The following is a 16,654-nucleotide window of genomic DNA, read 5'->3' as shown; positions in this document are numbered from 1 at the left end:
CCCAAGGTGACCTCTTAATAGCCCATCTAAGTATACCATCTGCCAGCGTCACTCTACCACTTCCATTAGAAGAGTGCTTGAGATAAGCAGCAAGAGAACGTAAATGCTGAAGAACCAAATGTTAAACGGATTTAATGCAGCGGATGCAAAAGCAATTATGACCAGAGAGGAATCAAGAATAATGAAGAAAATAATATATTTGTATGGGGAGATAATAGCTCTTGAAGTTAAAGATGCCAGTCTTTCACCGCATACATAAGGCATTCTCTTACTAGATCCATTCTTAGCGCTTCTACGTGAAAGCATAACACCAGATACGTAAATTGTCATAGAGAACGTAAAAATCGCAACCAAATCCCCTCAAAGAGACCCCAATGAAAATCGAGAATATTTGATTTTCCAGCACAATAACAGTTAATCTTTCATCGACCTAATCTGTTTAGATTTCTTCTTTAACTCTCCATCTTGTTCCCTTAGGTGTGTCTTCAATAATGAAGCCGATTTTTTGTAGTTTATCTCTGATCTCGTCAGATATCTTCCACTCCTTTCTCCTCCTCATCTCTTGCCTTACCTCAAGAATTACCTCAATTAAACTCTTCAGTATTGTCTCCTGTCTTTCCTCGCCATCCTCTTTTTTAATCTCAATTTTTATTCCAAGAACATCTTCAACAAGCGTTTTAAAGATTTCATACACTTCTTTTTTCGTTGCGGCTCCGATTTCGCCATTTTGATCTGCGTAGGCGTTTACTGCCTTAACTATCTCAAATACGGCAGCTATCGCTAGAGGCATGTTAAAGTCGTCGTCCATGGATTCCTCAAACCTCCTTTTTGCTTCCCGCGCCTGAGAAACCAGCTTCTCATCTTCTTTTCCGCTTTCATCCCGCTCCTTAAGAGAGAGAAGTCTTTCTAAAGCCCCAAATATTCTCTCAACATTAGCCTTGGCAACCTTCATGCTCTCTTCGTTGAAGTCTATTGGACTCCTGTAATGCGCAGATATTAAGAAGAATCTTAGAATCTGTGGGCTATACGTTTTCAAAGCATCTCTAACCGTTATGAAGTTCCCTAGAGACTTAGACATTTTTTGACCATTAACAGTAAGCCACTCATTATGTATCCAGTATCGGGCAAAAGGCTTTCCAGTGAGGGCCTCAGCCTGCGCTATTTCGTTCTCATGGTGCGGGAAAATTAAATCTTTTCCACCCATATGGATGTCTAATGTTTCGCCCAGATACTTCATGGCCATTGTTGAGCACTCAATATGCCATCCTGGTCTACCCCAACCCCAAGGACTATACCATCCCGGTTCACCTTCTTTCCTCGCCTTCCATAATGCGAAGTCCGCGGGGTTCCTCTTTTTTGGGTTAACTTCAATCCTTGCGCCAGCCTCTAAGGCCTCCATTTTATTTCCTGATAATTTGCCGTAGTCGCTAAATTTTGACACGTCAAAGTAAACGTCTCCGTCGACTTCATAGGCGTATCCTTTTTCGATGAGCTTCTGAACAGCCATTATCATATCAGGTATATGTTGTGTTGCACGCGGATTGATATCTGGCTTCTTTATGTTTAGCGCAGCCATATCCTCAAAATACGCGTCACTATAGATCTCGCCGATCTGCTGTACACTTAGCCCCGTCTCTTGTGCGCGCCTAATTATTTTGTCATCTATATCAGTTATATTACTCACCAAAGTAACTTTGAAGCCCTTATATTCTAGATATCTGCGTATAACGTCGGCTACAATGAACGCCCTTGCATTTCCAATATGGATAAAATCGTATACTGTGGGGCCGCAGACATATATTCTGACCTCGCCTTCATGCAGTGGTTTGAACTCCTCTTTTCGCATGCCCAGAGTGTTGAATATTCTCAGCACCATATGGATTCAACATTAATCTGCTAATACGCCAATATATAAATAGATTGGCTTGGATTTACGGGCTCATTGGCGCATAATCGTCTTCATGCCTCTATCAAGAATACTTAAAATTTTCCTCCTACTTTTATTCCAAGAGACAAGTACGCATAAAATCACTGAGGCGGCCAAAATCATTGTTGAGACGATTACTTCTTCAGCCGCAGACTTAAGCTCCATGAAGATAAAGCCTCCAAATATAGCTCCAAGAGTGTAGAGAGTTGTTTTTCCAACAATTTGAGCGATAATCAGCTTCCAGAGTGGGAAACGAAGGGCTCCAGCTAAAAGCATTATTGGCGTGTCAGGTAATGGTGAGGAGGCGAATAATAGGATCGCGAGCAAACCGTATTTTTCAACCCATTTAGGTAAGGGGTCGTTCGCTTTGTCTCCATTGGTCGACACTGTTTCTTTTATGCTAAGCCCCCAGCAATACGCAATTATTTCCCCAAGACCTCCGCCTAAACCTGCAGATAAGCCTAAAAGCATCGGATTGTATTTTTCGGTCATAGATAGGAAAAGCGGAATAAAAAATCCTCTTGCAATTATCGCCAAATGACTAAAAAAAGCTGACAAGAAAATACTTATAATCTCATGCTCCCTTAACAGCGCAGAGTTAGTAGGCAATTTATATAGGGTTAACGTAGAAAGCATCACCGTTATAATTATACCAGAGAGCTTTATTATCGCTTTAACTCTAACCCCCATTATTCATCAACTCGCTATGGAAGAGACTCTCATCGGCTACTGGCATCCAAATAATATTATGGTTATTCCCGAGAAAACATATATATTTTATAGACCAATATCATCCTAAAGCATTCTTGGATTAATGTAAGGTCTCTTAAAAGTGTTCAAAAGTCTCTCAAAATAGTTTAACTAGAGGGATAGACGAATGGTTAATGGTCTACTCGATTCATTGAGACTAAGCCTATGCTTAACTTTTCTCTCCATAGCGTCAATCTATGACTTGAAGTTTAGAGAAGTCCCAGATCTCGTTTGGATCATTTCTGCGCCAGTAGGTTTAGCGCTCTCAATAGCATCATTAGTCCTAAGCGGCGCAAATCAAATCTCAGACATGATCGCGTGGATTATGACGCTAATTATAGTCTCCGGGCTATCGCTGGCATTATTCTACTCAGGTCTGTGGGGTGGAGCTGACGCAAAAGCCATGATCTGCTTAGCGATCTCGATGCCCACGCGCTTGAACATTGAGTTTATTAAACCCATTTTTGAGCAGCGTTTGCAAAACGTTTTCCCATTGCCAATACCGATATCAACATTGAATAATTCTGTTTTAGCCGCCGCGTTATTGACTGCAGCGATGTCTTTGAGGAACCTCATAGATTTAGCGAGAAGCGGTGGAAGAATATTTGAGGGATTAGAGAAGACTAGTCTTCTTAAGAAGGCTTTGGCCTTCACAATTGGGTATAGGGTGAAAGCTGAAAAATTGCGCTCTGGAAAACATCATTATATGATTATGGAAGAGTTTAGTATGGAGGGCGATGGTTCCTTCAAGAGGAATCTGAAAATACTCCGGATATTAGGCGCTAACAATGAGACCAAGAGCAAGATACCGGAGGGAATTAATGGAAAAATTTGGGTTACGCCAGCACTACCCTTCCTTATCTTCATGGAAGCCGGCTTGATAATAACGGTATTTCTAGGCGACATAATATTCTGGCTAACATTCAATCTTCTAAAATCAATATCAATTTAGGAGCGCGACGGGCTAATTAGCTGAAATTTTTTAAGGGTTCTGTTTTTCTTCTTCCTTTCTCTTCAAGAGCATGTTATCAATTATCATGCAGAGAGCCCTGAAAACCTCATCTTGATCAAGACTGTTCACGTCCAGTATTACATGGAATGGTTCAAGATCCTCGCCTAACCTGAAGCCATAAAGGGCCCTGTAAATTTCTTTTGTTTGTCTCTCTCTTTCCCTCATGCGTTTAAGCGCCTCTTCAAAGCTTATTCCATCCCGCTTAGATATCCTCTGAGCTCTAACCTCCTCTGAAGCATCAAGCCATATTTTTAAGTCAGCGTCCTTTAAGAGCCAAGACATCGTCCAGCTGTCGAGTACGACGTTACCCTCCTCAGCCCATTTAAGCATCCTATCATCTATGAGCCTGTCTAAATCGGGATTTCTTAGGCGTTCTTCAAGGAACCTCATCCCTTCTTCAGTCTCCCACCAACCCCGATCATAGATACGGTAGCCCCTCTCCGCCGCGATCGCCCTTAACGCATCCCCGCCAGAATAGTACTTTAGGCCATAGTGCTCAGCGATCCTCCTGGCGACAGTGCTTTTTCCTGATCCGGCTAGGCCGGAAATACATATAACTATTTTTTTCCTTCCTTCCGTTGATGAAGCCATCCATTGTTTCCTCCTAGACACTATGTCCTCGTTCCAAAGCCCATCTCAACGTTAAGTATCCTTGATATTAGAAAGTTGAAGAAGAATTGGCATATAATATACCAGAAGAAGAACGGTATCTCCACTTTCTCGCCAAGTAGAGGCATAAAGGCGACCGGCCTATTCCCGTAGAAAAATATCAGTAACCACCACATGATCAAGAATGGAATAAAAGTGATAAGCCAGACTTTTGTTTGCTGCATGGAGATCCTTGCCTTGATCTGCATTATCCGAACTTCCTGCTTCTTAACCTTAGCCATAAGCTTCTTGTCACTTATTTTTCTAGCGAGCTCCCTCTCAGCGTTCCACGCGGAGATTTCTTTCTGCCATTCCGCAAGCATCTTTCTATCAATGAACTTTCTGTTGATTAGCGCGGTCACCAGGGAGGAGATGAACGCTATAAACATTATGAAGAAAGTTGAGATTGGAGGACTTAAAAGATCTAGCTGCATATCTGTCACCTTCCGAGGAACTTTCTTATCCCCGGATAAATTTCCTCAATGCGTTCGCCTACTATCTGCTGATAATACTGATAGATTATTCCTACTGAAAGCAGTATCCCTGTTCCAGTACCAAAAGCTCCAAATAGATCGGCTATAGCCGCCATTAAACCTACAATAAATCCTCCAAGTAGAGTTACCACCGGAATATATCTCTTTAAAATCACTTCTATAGGTTTCTCAGATCTCCTGAAGCCTGGAACCTGCATACCGGCGTCAACAAGCTGCTTGGCGACGGTTCTCGGATCTAGCCCGCCAACCTGGAGCCAAACCCATGAGAAGAGGACGCAGAAAGCTACTAGCAGCACTGCGTAAACAGTGTATCTGAGTGGATCATTTAAAACATCATAGAAGCCCCTTGGGGATGTAACGTAATACGCCATCCCGCCTACAGGGTGAAGATACCCTCCCTCCGTATATTGGAAATCGCCGATTAATTTTATCCATGGATATAGGGTTGGATTATTATGGTAATTGTTCCACAGGATCTGACCTATAATATAGATGTTTCCGAACAACGCTGAAGCGAATATAACTGGCAGGTTAGAGACATAGAGGAGGCTTATTGGGTATCTGCCTCTAAATCCTCTAAATCGGGAGTGGGCGATAGGTATTTCAACCCTAACACCCTGAGCGTAAATGCAGAATAGAAATATGCTTACTGTCAGTATTAAGCCAAGAATACTTGGATCATCGGCCGACCTAATTAAGAGACTATTCAGAGATTCTCCCGCGGCAAGTGTTTGAATCATAGCTGAGATTATTCCTCTAGCTTTTCCCGGTTCACTTAGAGAAGGCCATATTGAAAAGCAATCTAACATTATGCGCTGAGCGACACCAGCCAATATGAAGAGGCTTATACCGCTGCCTATTCCCCAACCCTTCTGAATCATTTCGTCTAGAAGCATGACAATTATTCCTGCAACTATCAGCTGCATGAAAATTATCACCGCCTGCAGAGCTCCTAGGTTTCCGAAGAAGCCGCCCAGCAGATAAGCTGATGCTTGAACTACGGTCATTATTACCGCTAAAACTTTGTTTGCGCCTGAGAATAGCGCTCTATCCTCATAGTTTGAGAAATCTACACCTATAAAGCCTGAGGCTGCAAGCAACTGCAGTATTAGGCCCGCGGTGACTATTGGCCCTATACCCAGCTCCATTAATGTGCCCCTAGTTGAGGCAAATATCACCCTATAGAACATTATGTCCTCAGTTTTACTTAAACCGTAAAGCGGTATCTCGCTCATAATAAAGTAGATAAGTAGGGCGAGGGCCGTCCAGACCAGCTTCTCAGTAAAACTAACTCTTCGCTCAGGGGCTTTGATTTCCGGAATAAATTTTATTAGCGGCTGAAAAGCTCTTAGAAATCTGCCAGCCACATTTTATCCCTCAAGCAGTGTCCCGCAATTAAAAATGTTATTTCAAAGACTTATATTAGTTTAGGCGTATCTAGGCGGCTTCAACCCCTCCAGTTTTCCCGGTTATTAGCACTTCTCCACCAGCATCCTTAATTTTTCTTAAGGCGATTTCACTACACAACGGAACTTTAACTGTGACCGGTATAGTTATCTTCCCTTCGCCGAGAAGCTTAACATAACCCATCTCCTCAAGATCTACGATTATTTTCTCGCCTTTTTTAACATTTGAAGCCATTTTCAGCGCTATCTCCTCAAGATCTTTTAGATTTATGCACCGAAGATCCTTTATCTTCTTTTGTTTTGGGGAAGTGAAGCCCTTGTAGCCGAAGTAATCTGGTTCATATCTAAGAACCCAAGACCACAGATGCTTATGTCTGCCAACCCTCCTTTCACCCTTAGACCCACTTTTCCTATGCTGCCCAACCCTTCCATATCCACATGTTCTAGATCCACGCTTCTTACGGATCTTTCTAAGGCTATGCGGCATATATTATTCAGCCCTCCTAAATCATTTTCTTCAATAAATCGTTTATCGCCTCACCCCTATATCCCGTCACGCCGCCACTCACCCAGCTCTTTTTTACGCTTCCCTCATAACCTCCACTCGGAGGCTTAAGGCGAAAAACAGGCTTAATTCCAGGAATCTTATTAAACTCAACTCGTAGACCGTATATTGCGTCAGCCAAATCGTCAAGGGACTGAAAGCCAAGTTTCTGAGCATAATCATCTGTTATCTTTCTGTTTCCAATAAGTCTCCCTCTCTTTTTAAGAAGCATCGCGATAACCTCTTTTGAAACTTCCCCCCAAGTCACTTGATTCTGAACCTTCTGAAGCATACCTAAATATGAGGGGCGATCATCTATTAGGGTTGCATGGCAGTTGCGGGTTAAGTTAAGCATCTTTAAAGTATCTTCAATATCTTTCCTGACATTAACAGTGCCCCTAACCCTAACAACCGCTAAACACTTGCCTCTCTTCTCCATCTCCCTTACCTCGCCCAGTCTAGTGGCGTAACAACTTCATATGTTTTCTTTAAGGCATCAAACATCGCGTACGCGAATGAAGGTATCGTCCCAGTTGAACCATAGCTTCTCATCCAACAATCTTTAACGCCAGCAAGCCTGAGGATGACTTTAGCAACCTCGCCGGCAACTAAACCTAAACCTCTAGGTCCGGGCAAGATCTTAACTTTCACCGCGCCACATTTTCCAGTAACCTCAAATGGCAATGAATGGAGTTGACCGCATCCGCACTCCCAGCTTCCGCAACCTCTACGTACAATTGTAATGTTTAGGCGGGCTTCTCTCGCAGCCTTCTCTATGGCTGTGCGTACTTGAGTCGCCTTCCCAGAACCGATGCCCAAACATCCATCCCTATTCCCAACGGCTACAATAGCCTTAAACCTAGACTTTTCACCAGCATCTGTTTGCTTTTGAACGAGACTTATATTTATAATCTCCTCCTCGAGGTTTGGAACAAGCATATTTACTATTTCTGGCTCGTTTATCTTAAGTCCGTTGGCAAATATCTCCTCTAGAGAAGATATTTTACCCTCAAGCACCATTCTACCAAGCTTAGTGCGCGGAACCCATTCAGATTCCTTAGTTCTGCTGACAGCCTCGCCCAACGCATATCACACCATATCTTTAGCTGGGTTATCAAATTTTTAAAGAAACAATGCAGACAATAGATTTAAACTTATCTGCTAATTCACCGCTCTGAAGGCTTGCGTAAGCAAAATCAATAAGCTTTTATTTTCATTTTAAACCTTCATATTTATAGCGTCAAAGCGAAGATAGGTAAGGAAAATGAGCCGCGCGCTGAAGCCGAAGCCAGATGAGAAGATTATTGGACACGGAACATGGTATGATAAAATGGCGCTTAAAATAATAGAGAGGGAACGCAAGCTCGGTAGAAGTTTAAGCATCATTAGGGTTGAGAGCGGTGTCGGGGCGTCAGGTATACCACATATAGGTAGCCTATCCGAGGTTACGAGAAACTACGCGATTTCACTAGCGATCAGGGAGCAGGGGTATAAATCCGAGTTTATAGTTTTCTCCGACAATAAGGATGGTTTGAGAAGCGTTCCAGCCGGACTGCCAAAGTCTTTAGAGGAACATTTAGGTAAACCTGTAACGGATATTCCGGATCCTTTCGGATGCCATGGCAGCTATGGAGACCACATGGTTTACCTGCTGCTCGACACCTTGGATAGGCTTAGCATAGAATATAAATTCATGTCCGCGATCGAAGCTTACAAGCAAGGTTTACTAAACAATGAGACTCGAGATATTTTACTGAACGCGGCACGCGTAGGCGAGATCGTGCATGAAGAGACTGGACAAGAAAAATATCTTGAAGCGCTCCCATACTTCCCTGTTTGCGCTTCCTGCGGGAGAATATACACCACTAAAGCTTACAAGTTTTTACCGGATGAGAGTAAGGTGCTTTACGTATGTGAAGGGATGGAGGTTAAGGGCAAGTGGCTTAAAGGATGCGGATATGAGGGCGAGGCAGACTACACTAAAGGAGAAGGCAAGCTCAGTTGGAAAGCTGGCGAGTTTGCAGCTAGATGGCGCGCGCTGGATATAAGGTTTGAGGCTTATGGGAAAGACTTAACGGATTCAGTTAAAGTAAACGATAGAATATCACGCGAAATACTGGGATATGAGCCTCCGCTTCATGCACGCTACGAATTGTTCTTAGATAAGAGCGGGAGAAAAATCTCCAAGTCGACTGGAAATGTTCTTACGCCTCAGCTCTGGCTTAAATATGGTTCCCCCCAATCCCTGCTTTTATTAACGCTGAAGCGGTTCGTTGGGACAAGGAATATTTCCATCTCCGATGTGCCACGCTACATGAATGAGTTCGACTATTTAGAGGACATATATTTCGGCAGGATCAAGACAAGTGATAAAAGGGAGGAGACTAAGCTTAAAGGCTTATATGAATATTGTTGGCTCCTTAAGGTTCCAGATAAAGCAAGTATACATGTGCCGTACAACGTGCTCACCTACCTCGCAAAGATCGCGCCTAAGGGTTCGGAGCTCGATTTCATAGCCGATAAGCTGCGAGACTACGGCTATATAAAAGGTAAAAGCGATGTGGACGATGAGTTAAAACGGCGTATTGAGTATGCCCTTAACTGGGTTAAAGACTTTGAGGAGATAACCGAGACAGCAATCAGCCTATCTCAAAATGAGAAGGACGCGATAAAACAATTGATTCAAAGAATTCAGGCGGAAAAAGAAGCTGAAAAGATTCAAAGCGCAATATTTGAGGTTGCTAGAAAGAACGATATAGAGCCGAAAAGCTTCTTTAAGACGCTTTACATGATACTTTTAGGCGCCCCATCAGGCCCAAGGTTAGGGCCATATATAGTTGCTATGGGAAGGGAAAATGTTATAAAAGCATTAGAGAGGATCTTAGAGAGCGCTTAAAAATAAGGCTTCCTAGAAGCCTCGTTTACCCTATTAAGACGGTATTTTATCCAATAAGTCTTCTATTTTAATGGTTTCTTGGGTTTCGCTTCTCATATCTCTCAGAATAATCTTTCCTTCACTGAGCTCTCTCGATCCAACGATAACCGTATGCGTTATGTTTCTCCTGCTTGCGTCTGAGAGAGCGCGTGAAAGACTTCTCCTCATAACTTCTACTTCAGCTGGAATATTATGCCTTCTAAGCATAGCCGATATTTTGAAGGCTTCAGCTATGTTACTTTCACCAATCGGAATGACTAGAACCCGCGCTCTCCGCGTTTTAGGCGGATTAACCCTTTGCTTTTCCATAGCGATCATTATTCTGTCAACGCCAAGAGCCACGCCTACAGCAGGTATCTCTCCGCCGCCAAAAATCTCTATAAGCCTATCATATCTTCCCCCACCGCCTACAGCTATATTTAACTCTGGAACATAGGTCTCAAAGATTATGCCAGTATAGTATTCTAGCCCCCTAGCAAAGCTAGCTTCAAAATAAAATTTTGCATTGGTGACCCAACCTTTAACCAGATCAATAATGTCGCTAAGGTTTCTTAAAGATTCTTCTGCTTCCGGGTACTCACAAATCACCTCATTACCAATCTTTTTAACAAACTCGTCCTTATCATCAACTTTTATGCTAAAGAGGTTTTTGAGGGATTTTAGGCATTTATTTGATACGCCATACTCTTCGGCAGCCCTTATAGCCCCATCCAAATCTTTCTTGTCTAAATACTGCATGATTATGTTCTGCCTTTCCTCATGCATGCCTTCCCTTCCAAGAATGCTACGTAGTATACCGATATGGTTTACCTTTAACACGTAGTCTTTTAATCCGATCCCTTCAAGGAAGTCGATTGTTAGGCTTAAAACCTCAGCGTCTGCTTCAGGTTTACTTGAACCTATAAGCTCGTAATTTGCCTGCCAGAATTCTCGGTATCTGCCTAGCTGAGGCTCATCATATCGATATAAACTTCCAATCGAGAAAAGCCTTATTGGCTTAGGTGAGCTAGCCATCTTCGTGGCCACAAGCCTAGCTATTGACGCGGTGAACTCGGGTCTTAAGGCGACCTTTCTGCCGCCAAGATCCTCAAAAACATACATGCGCCTCCTATTTTCCTCGCCGATTTTAGCGGCTAATAGATCATAGTATTCGATGATTGGGGTTATAACTTCCTCGTAGCCATATAGCTCAGCCAGCTGCCTAGCATTCTTCTCAATAAACCTTAGCGTCCAAGCTTCATCAGGCAGTAGATCCCTCATGCCGCGTACTGGTTGCCGGAAATCCGGATGCAAATGCTTCCCTCCAAGAGCAGTAATCCCAGCATTAAACTAAATGCGTGTCATGCTACACATTAGGGATTAAGGAGATTTAAGGATTATTTTCCGAGACGGATACTCTAATATCTTACGGAGTAAAACGGATTAAAACTGAATTTCCAAAAATGTGATTTAAAGCGGTTGGAGGCAGGTTTAAAATGAAAATATATGTTTTAACGGACATGGAAGGTATTAGTGGCATTTGGCGTCCAGAACAAGTGCAGAAGGGTAACCCAGAGTACGAGAGAAGCCGTAAGCTTCTTTGTGAAGATGTTAACGCCGCTGTTAGAGGGGCCTTTGAAGGCGGAGCTACGGAAGTTGTCGTGTTAGATGGACACGGTGACGGCAACAACTTTATACTTGAGCTCCTGGATAATAGAGCCATTTACGAAACTGTGAAAAGCCCATTAGAGGTTATGCCAAGTCTTGATGAGAGCTTCAGCGGATTAATGCAAGTTGGCTGCCACGCCATGGCCGGAACGCTAAACGGGTTTCTAGATCACACCCAATCCTCAATTTCCTGGTTCAACTTTTACGTTAACGGTAGAAAATTCGGTGAAATTGGGCAGGCAGGCGCTTACGCAGGTGCATTCGGTGTACCAGTCATCATGGTTACGGGAGATAAGGCCGCATGTGAAGAAGCGCGCACCTTCTTTGGAGATATTGAGGTAGTCGCCGTTAAAGAAGGGCTTGGCCGAAACAAAGCTAAATGCATTGCACCTGAAAGAGCGCATGAAATGATACATGATGCTGCTGTGAGAGCTATACGGCGCGCCAAATCCGGCGAATTTAAGCCTTTCATACTCGAAGCTCCGATTGAAATGAGGCTGGAGCTCTGCCGAAGCGACTATGCTGACGAGTACGCGGCTAGGCCAGGGGTTGAGCGCCTAGACGCCCGTACACTGCGCAAAACAATTAGGAGTGCAAGGGAAATTTACTATTGGTAGCCTTTTAATGGTTGCCTATTGTCAGGGTGGCATAATGGCGTGGACTCGGGAGCGGGAAAAGATCGTCATCCACTGGCAAGCGTCCACGTACCTCGATCTCCTCATCGTCCAATAGATAAAATCCTATAGATGGATATGAATGTTTCGCGGCTATAGCTCAGTACAGTAGGCGCTTTATGTTCCCTTGGTTTTTTCATACATCTTCTCCAGAGTCCACCTTATCGCAGACCTTAGTTCACGTTCCCTCTGCGGCGCCACATTCCGGATAACTATTTCTCGAATCAGATTTCCCTCAGTCTTTACCTCGAAGGATAAGGATTCTTCAGGCATAAGTTCTCCTCTTTTAACGGCCTCTTGATCAATGTCCCGCATCTTATTTAAAACCTTGTCGATCAAGAAGGCCTCGAAGGGAGGAGTATCCGTATAAAATTTCTTATCAGCCTCTGGGATAACACGTAGGTTTTTATCCTCCACGTATATGTTTGCTAAAGCCTCGCCCGTGCTCGTCTTTAATGGTATAACTCTAACCCCCTCCCTGAGAGGAGGAACCGTGATTGGCGCAGCTTCAGCAGCTCTCAGCGGAGTGATCTCTTCAGCTCTTCTAAAGCTTTTCTCCAGTAGGAGCGCGTTAACAAATTCCAGAATCATCCTTAAACCTTCAATCTCCATCTCCAGACTTTTTATTCTCTCTTCAAGAAACTCTCTTAACTCCGCAATCTTTCTTAGCTTTTCTTCCTCCATCCCCAGTCTTCCCAAAACAATTATTCAAGATATTATTTGGATAGAACTACGATATATTTTTAATCACCCTTGCGAATAATGTTAGTCGGTGTGGCAAATGCAAATAAGCGTATACATTTTAGTCGAGGTTGAAAGAGGAGAGCCATGGCAAATAGCATCAGAGATATCGAAGATTGAAGGCGTAAAAACAGCGCATGCAGTGACTGGACAATACGATATAATAGTTTACGCTGAGCTGGATGGCTTAGAAACGCTTAAAAGCGTTATAAAGAGGATACATGCAATAGAGGGGGTTCAACATACACAGACAGCCGTTTGCATACCCTAAGAATATTAGGATGCCTAAATTTAACATCTTTATCTTTTATAGAAAAATTAGATGTCGTTTTCCTCCACCGCCCAGAGCATAGCGCGCAGCATTTCTATGGTATGTTGCCGCAAACATAGGATTCATATCTAATTTTTAATGGGCATCCGCCTCCACATATGTTCAGCATCGGGCATTCGCGGCATTTCTCCGGAGCATACTTTCTACCTCTAATCTCTTGGCATAATGGATGCTGCCAGATACTCACCCAATCATCCCTAAGAATGTTTCCAAGCGGAGCAAAATAGCTCTGGCACGGTATAACTGTTCCATCTGGCTCTATGCACATGCTTATTCGGCATGCGCTGCACGTCTTTATTCCTAAATCAAGTTTAAGCGGATTTAATATACAGTATTCCGTCGGCGTATACCACATGAACTCCAGCCCGAGCTCATATGTATAATCCCTAATTTTAGTTAGTATTGGCTCAAGCTCATGCTCCTCTATGGCGAAATCCTTAATCGCTTCCGGCTGAGCCGCCTTTCCAGAATATATTATACTATTACATGCGAACTGCTTAAGTCCAAGGTCATGTATGAATTTTATGGTTTCCAGAATTCCGTCAGCGTTATGTTTATTGAGCGTCGTGTTAGTTATAGTGTATATGGGCGACTCGACAGCGTTCCTCAAGCCCTCAACCGTTTCATTCCAGCTCCCAGCAACGCCAGTTATTCTATCATGGATTTCGGGATCATGGGATTCGAGGGTTATCTGAATATGGTCTAGGCCAGCATCAACCAGGGACTGAAAGTACGATTTATCTTTAAGCCTACGCCCATTAGTAACTAACCCGCATATAAGTCCAATCTTCTCGGCATACGCTATTAACTCGGGCAGATCATCCCTTAAAGTTGGCTCACCACCAGTAAAGACGACGTGTGGAATCCCGAGACTAAAGATTTTATCCATAACCTTAAACCACTCCTTCTTCGTCAGCTCCCTCGTCTCCCTAGGTCCACCAGCATAGCAGTGGATACACCTATTATTGCATCTGTATGTAATTGCTAGATCCATGCGGTATGGTGCGCTCAGCTCCTTTTGGAACGGCTCCATCTTCTCAACGCCCAAATACGAGACTGGGCAGACATCCGGCGTATTCACAAAAGTGTTTATTACATAGAGAATTTCATGGTAGTCTTTGCGCGCCGTTTCAGCATCGATATCGTAGCGCTTAACCATTTTTCTCACAGTTTCGTCCTCGCTCTCTCCCTTAATGAATGAGGCAACATACTCGGCTGCGGTCTTATTGAGGAATAGGACCCTTGAGGCATTAACAATTAATACACCGCTTCCGTCCCTCTCAAGCCTTAAGTGGAGCCTTAAACCCCTATGAACATTATCGTAAACCCTCAAGTGATACAGAGGGAGCCTAATCCTCCCAGAAAAAAGCCTCTTAAGACCAATCTTAACCATGATTAACGGGCACCCCCATGGGCGCAGGCACACGCGCAACTCACACACGCACATGCGCAGGCGCAGCTAGCGCAGGCACATACACAGCTAGGATATCTCAGCGGCCTCTGGGTAACCTGCGTCTTCTGTGCTGGAACCAGTCGGTTTGCGAACTCCTGCACATTTGAAACGATATTGTTTGCGGCCTTCTGAATCGCCAAGACTATATTATTTGCGAACTCTTGGCCTGGTATGGGGGTCGGCTTAACCTCGCCACCGGTCTGGATTGGAGGTTGACCGCGCGGCCAACCCCAATACCACCACCAGTCGGGCCTAGGATAGATTATTATGTCTGGCGGGAACGCTATTCGCAGTCTCTCCTCAAATCTCTCGTCGGCCAAAAGCCACTCCATGTTCCCCTCAAGAGCATCGCATTTAAGCTCCGGTGTGCCAGCCCGCATAACCTGCTGCCAAGCCCTATTCACAATATCCCTATAGTAATTTATTGTGTCAATTCTAGAGAAGCTCCTGATCTTAAGGTTCACTGTGTCCTTTAGGTTAAGGTATAGTCTTGCGAGCGCCTTCTCATCTAGGCTTCCATCAGACCTTATCGCCCATAGAAAGTCAATCTCATAGTATCTTAGGTTGGATTCATCAGCGCTATTGTAATGTAGTCTCCTAAGCCTGATCACAGGCTCGGTAGAAACTATTTCAACTGCACGCTTGAGGAGAAGGCTAAAGAGAATCATTGTTAAAACCTTAATGGGCTTTAGGTCTAAGAGGACGGCTGCCTCAACAGCCGTGAGGCCCCGAGCTGGGCCTAGGGCTTCGATGGCTATTCTAGGCTTCTCATACTTAGCCTTCCTCAATCCCCTAAAGGCTAAAACTATGACTACACCTATCGCGACCATAAATGCTGCGATTGACCCGCCAACTAAAATATAATGCCAGATGTCTGGGCCTATGCTAACATACTTTTTTGGGAAGGAAACCCCAACCCAAAACTCTTCGGCTGGTGGCCAATCGTCCTCTTCCCAGTAGACTACAAGCAGGTTCTCCTCATTCCTGTAAACATTGCTGAATCTTCTTTCAGCATATTTCACCTCATCCTCCCTGACCCCCTCTGGGAGAACTATTGCAACCCTAATGTCGCTTATCTTTCCCTCGGCGTCATCGAATGTCGATGGATAGAATTTCAGCCCAACATTACCCGGGTTCATCTCATCCTCATATATCATTTCTGGGACTGAAGCGTAAACAATCACCGTGTAGGACTTGTTCAGTAGGATTGGGTCTCTAAGCAATATGTCTATGCCATAAAAGTCTCCATAGGAGATTATAGCGTGAGTGATATTTCCGCCATTAATATCGCGGACATAATGTATTTGGAAGCCTTTTTTCGGCATCCCGAGGGTGATTATCCCCTTAGGGGTTCCCGAAACATATGTTATGGTTATGTTGTATAGTATGTCTATTGAGCCATCCTTATTTATCCATATCTGAACCCACTCCCTATCAACCCTATATCTAACCTGGGCATAAGCCGGATGGATGCTCAAGGCTAAAGCAAGTATTAGGAGCGGGAAGATAACCCATCTATTAGCTGTCGCTACCATAGCGGCTCCTCTGTCAACTCAAAATTGTTTCCACAATAACCACATGTAACTATTGGTCTCCCGGCGACTATCCTAACTTTAGTCACATCTATGTTTGCGCCGCAGACTGGGCAGCGCACCTCTTTAACCTTCACCGGGCCGCCGACCGATATTGTCTGCTTAATCTCTATGGGCTTTCTCTCCCTAGTTAATGCCAGAAGTATTATCGCCGTTGATGTGAGTAGAACCCCAACTAGGAGATAGGGTAGTCCGAGATTAAATGACATCATGAAGACCACGCCTAGAAACAGCAGAAGCGCAGATGCACCATACACTATAATCTTTAATAGACCTCTAACCATTCCGCATCTAAATCCCCGAATATGGCACTAAGAGAAACATACAGTTCACTCTTATAATAATTCTTATTCTCATCTCAAGCCAAATTACAAATCTATAATCTTCAGCGCCTTTCTAAACCTCACCTAGATTAATCTTTTCTTTCGCCCTAAACAAAAAGCCCCTTTCAGCCAATATGTATTTCGAAACACAGTTTGGTATCCAATACCATATACATC

General features: G+C 43.8%; 18 protein-coding genes. 5 read left to right on the top strand and 13 right to left on the bottom strand.

Translation table 11 applies throughout. The annotated features are described in order from the left end of the window. Window positions 1-103: 103 nt before the first annotated feature. Entirely contained in the window at window positions 104-259 is a 156-nt protein-coding gene (locus QXR61_07395) for a hypothetical protein (GenBank protein MEM3757770.1), read from the top strand. A gap of 180 nt (window positions 260-439) precedes the next feature. Here the strand turns inward: QXR61_07395 and cysS are convergent, their stop codons facing one another. Continuing rightward, window positions 440-1,870: a cysteine--tRNA ligase gene (gene cysS / locus QXR61_07390; protein ID MEM3757769.1), complete on the bottom strand. Its 1,431-nt coding sequence runs from the start codon at window positions 1,868-1,870 to the stop codon at window positions 440-442. Window positions 1,871-1,939: 69 nt separating this feature from the next. After that, window positions 1,940-2,617 carry a hypothetical protein gene (locus QXR61_07385; protein ID MEM3757768.1) on the bottom strand — a complete coding sequence of 226 codons (678 nt, stop codon included), beginning with the start codon at window positions 2,615-2,617 and terminating at the stop codon, window positions 1,940-1,942. Window positions 2,618-2,804: 187 nt separating this feature from the next. On the opposite strand from QXR61_07385, the gene QXR61_07380 reads away from it, so the two are divergent. Beyond that, the gene (locus tag QXR61_07380; protein MEM3757767.1) at window positions 2,805-3,629 is read left to right on the top strand and encodes an A24 family peptidase C-terminal domain-containing protein; all 825 of its coding nucleotides are present in this window, start codon (window positions 2,805-2,807) and stop codon (window positions 3,627-3,629) included. Window positions 3,630-3,659: 30 nt separating this feature from the next. On the opposite strand, the gene QXR61_07375 is transcribed toward QXR61_07380, so the two are convergent. The 6 genes from QXR61_07375 to QXR61_07350 form a co-directional block, all read right to left on the bottom strand. Continuing rightward, window positions 3,660-4,280 (bottom strand): cytidylate kinase family protein, encoded by a 621-nt coding sequence (locus QXR61_07375; protein ID MEM3757766.1) that lies wholly within the window; start codon window positions 4,278-4,280, stop codon window positions 3,660-3,662. 20 nt (window positions 4,281-4,300) lie between these two features. After that, the gene (locus QXR61_07370; GenBank protein ID MEM3757765.1) at window positions 4,301-4,771 is read right to left on the bottom strand and encodes an EMC3/TMCO1 family protein; all 471 of its coding nucleotides are present in this window, start codon (window positions 4,769-4,771) and stop codon (window positions 4,301-4,303) included. Between the two features lie 5 nt (window positions 4,772-4,776). Next, the gene (secY, locus tag QXR61_07365) at window positions 4,777-6,198 is read right to left on the bottom strand and encodes a preprotein translocase subunit SecY (GenBank protein MEM3757764.1); all 1,422 of its coding nucleotides are present in this window, start codon (window positions 6,196-6,198) and stop codon (window positions 4,777-4,779) included. Window positions 6,199-6,268: 70 nt separating this feature from the next. Then, complete coding sequence (locus tag QXR61_07360) at window positions 6,269-6,724, bottom strand: uL15 family ribosomal protein (protein MEM3757763.1); 456 nt, start codon at window positions 6,722-6,724, stop codon at window positions 6,269-6,271. A gap of 16 nt (window positions 6,725-6,740) precedes the next feature. Beyond that, window positions 6,741-7,220: a 50S ribosomal protein L30 gene (locus tag QXR61_07355; protein MEM3757762.1), complete on the bottom strand. Its 480-nt coding sequence runs from the start codon at window positions 7,218-7,220 to the stop codon at window positions 6,741-6,743. 5 nt (window positions 7,221-7,225) lie between these two features. Next, window positions 7,226-7,864 (bottom strand): 30S ribosomal protein S5, encoded by a 639-nt coding sequence (locus tag QXR61_07350; GenBank protein MEM3757761.1) that lies wholly within the window; start codon window positions 7,862-7,864, stop codon window positions 7,226-7,228. 181 nt (window positions 7,865-8,045) lie between these two features. Between QXR61_07350 and lysS the strand changes: the two genes are divergently transcribed. Continuing rightward, the gene (lysS, locus tag QXR61_07345; GenBank protein MEM3757760.1) at window positions 8,046-9,677 is read left to right on the top strand and encodes a lysine--tRNA ligase; all 1,632 of its coding nucleotides are present in this window, start codon (window positions 8,046-8,048) and stop codon (window positions 9,675-9,677) included. Window positions 9,678-9,710: 33 nt separating this feature from the next. On the opposite strand, the gene hisS is transcribed toward lysS, so the two are convergent. After that, window positions 9,711-11,009, bottom strand: a complete 1,299-nt coding sequence (gene hisS, locus QXR61_07340) for a histidine--tRNA ligase (GenBank protein ID MEM3757759.1) — start codon at window positions 11,007-11,009, stop codon at window positions 9,711-9,713. 182 nt (window positions 11,010-11,191) lie between these two features. Here hisS and QXR61_07335 point away from each other — a divergent pair, with 182 nt between their 5' ends. Beyond that, complete coding sequence (locus QXR61_07335; GenBank protein ID MEM3757758.1) at window positions 11,192-11,980, top strand: M55 family metallopeptidase; 789 nt, start codon at window positions 11,192-11,194, stop codon at window positions 11,978-11,980. Window positions 11,981-12,154: 174 nt separating this feature from the next. Here the strand turns inward: QXR61_07335 and QXR61_07330 are convergent, their stop codons facing one another. Next, window positions 12,155-12,721 carry a hypothetical protein gene (locus tag QXR61_07330; GenBank protein ID MEM3757757.1) on the bottom strand — a complete coding sequence of 189 codons (567 nt, stop codon included), beginning with the start codon at window positions 12,719-12,721 and terminating at the stop codon, window positions 12,155-12,157. A 97-nt stretch (window positions 12,722-12,818) separates the two neighbouring features. On the opposite strand from QXR61_07330, the gene QXR61_07325 reads away from it, so the two are divergent. Then, window positions 12,819-13,049 (top strand): Lrp/AsnC ligand binding domain-containing protein, encoded by a 231-nt coding sequence (locus QXR61_07325; protein MEM3757756.1) that lies wholly within the window; start codon window positions 12,819-12,821, stop codon window positions 13,047-13,049. A 94-nt stretch (window positions 13,050-13,143) separates the two neighbouring features. Here QXR61_07325 and QXR61_07320 read toward each other — a convergent pair whose 3' ends face one another. From QXR61_07320 to QXR61_07310, 3 genes are read right to left on the bottom strand one after another with little or no spacing between them, the layout of a single operon-like run. Next, entirely contained in the window at window positions 13,144-14,502 is a 1,359-nt protein-coding gene (locus QXR61_07320) for a radical SAM protein (protein MEM3757755.1), read from the bottom strand. A gap of 2 nt (window positions 14,503-14,504) precedes the next feature. Next, window positions 14,505-16,097 carry a hypothetical protein gene (locus QXR61_07315; GenBank protein MEM3757754.1) on the bottom strand — a complete coding sequence of 531 codons (1,593 nt, stop codon included), beginning with the start codon at window positions 16,095-16,097 and terminating at the stop codon, window positions 14,505-14,507. Then, window positions 16,091-16,438 carry a hypothetical protein gene (locus QXR61_07310; GenBank protein ID MEM3757753.1) on the bottom strand — a complete coding sequence of 116 codons (348 nt, stop codon included), beginning with the start codon at window positions 16,436-16,438 and terminating at the stop codon, window positions 16,091-16,093. The genes QXR61_07315 and QXR61_07310 overlap by 7 nt, the downstream gene beginning before the upstream one ends. Window positions 16,439-16,654 lie beyond the last annotated feature (216 nt).

The sequence above is a fragment of the Candidatus Bathyarchaeia archaeon genome (assembly GCA_038882715.1).
Lineage (GTDB): Archaea > Thermoproteota > Bathyarchaeia > Bathyarchaeales > DTEX01 > DTEX01.
Note: the sequence above shows the minus strand (reverse complement) of the source record. Positions and strands in the feature narration are given on the sequence as shown.

Excerpts from the sequence above, each read along its gene's own strand:
- QXR61_07355 (MEM3757762.1), bottom strand. The coding sequence starts at position 7,220 with ATGGAGAAGAGAGGCAAGTGTTTAGCGGTTGTTAGGGTTAGGGGCACT.
- QXR61_07395 (MEM3757770.1), top strand. The coding sequence starts at position 104 with ATGCTGAAGAACCAAATGTTAAACGGATTTAATGCAGCGGATGCAAAA.
- QXR61_07335 (MEM3757758.1), top strand. The coding sequence starts at position 11,192 with ATGAAAATATATGTTTTAACGGACATGGAAGGTATTAGTGGCATTTGG.
- QXR61_07385 (MEM3757768.1), bottom strand. The coding sequence starts at position 2,617 with ATGGGGGTTAGAGTTAAAGCGATAATAAAGCTCTCTGGTATAATTATA.
- QXR61_07320 (MEM3757755.1), bottom strand. The coding sequence starts at position 14,502 with ATGGTTAAGATTGGTCTTAAGAGGCTTTTTTCTGGGAGGATTAGGCTC.
- QXR61_07330 (MEM3757757.1), bottom strand. The coding sequence starts at position 12,721 with ATGGAGGAAGAAAAGCTAAGAAAGATTGCGGAGTTAAGAGAGTTTCTT.
- QXR61_07315 (MEM3757754.1), bottom strand. The coding sequence starts at position 16,097 with ATGGTAGCGACAGCTAATAGATGGGTTATCTTCCCGCTCCTAATACTT.
- QXR61_07360 (MEM3757763.1), bottom strand. The coding sequence starts at position 6,724 with ATGCCGCATAGCCTTAGAAAGATCCGTAAGAAGCGTGGATCTAGAACA.
- QXR61_07380 (MEM3757767.1), top strand. The coding sequence starts at position 2,805 with ATGGTTAATGGTCTACTCGATTCATTGAGACTAAGCCTATGCTTAACT.
- QXR61_07310 (MEM3757753.1), bottom strand. The coding sequence starts at position 16,438 with ATGGTTAGAGGTCTATTAAAGATTATAGTGTATGGTGCATCTGCGCTT.
- QXR61_07375 (MEM3757766.1), bottom strand. The coding sequence starts at position 4,280 with ATGGCTTCATCAACGGAAGGAAGGAAAAAAATAGTTATATGTATTTCC.
- QXR61_07370 (MEM3757765.1), bottom strand. The coding sequence starts at position 4,771 with ATGCAGCTAGATCTTTTAAGTCCTCCAATCTCAACTTTCTTCATAATG.
- lysS (MEM3757760.1), top strand. The coding sequence starts at position 8,046 with ATGAGCCGCGCGCTGAAGCCGAAGCCAGATGAGAAGATTATTGGACAC.
- QXR61_07325 (MEM3757756.1), top strand. The coding sequence starts at position 12,819 with ATGCAAATAAGCGTATACATTTTAGTCGAGGTTGAAAGAGGAGAGCCA.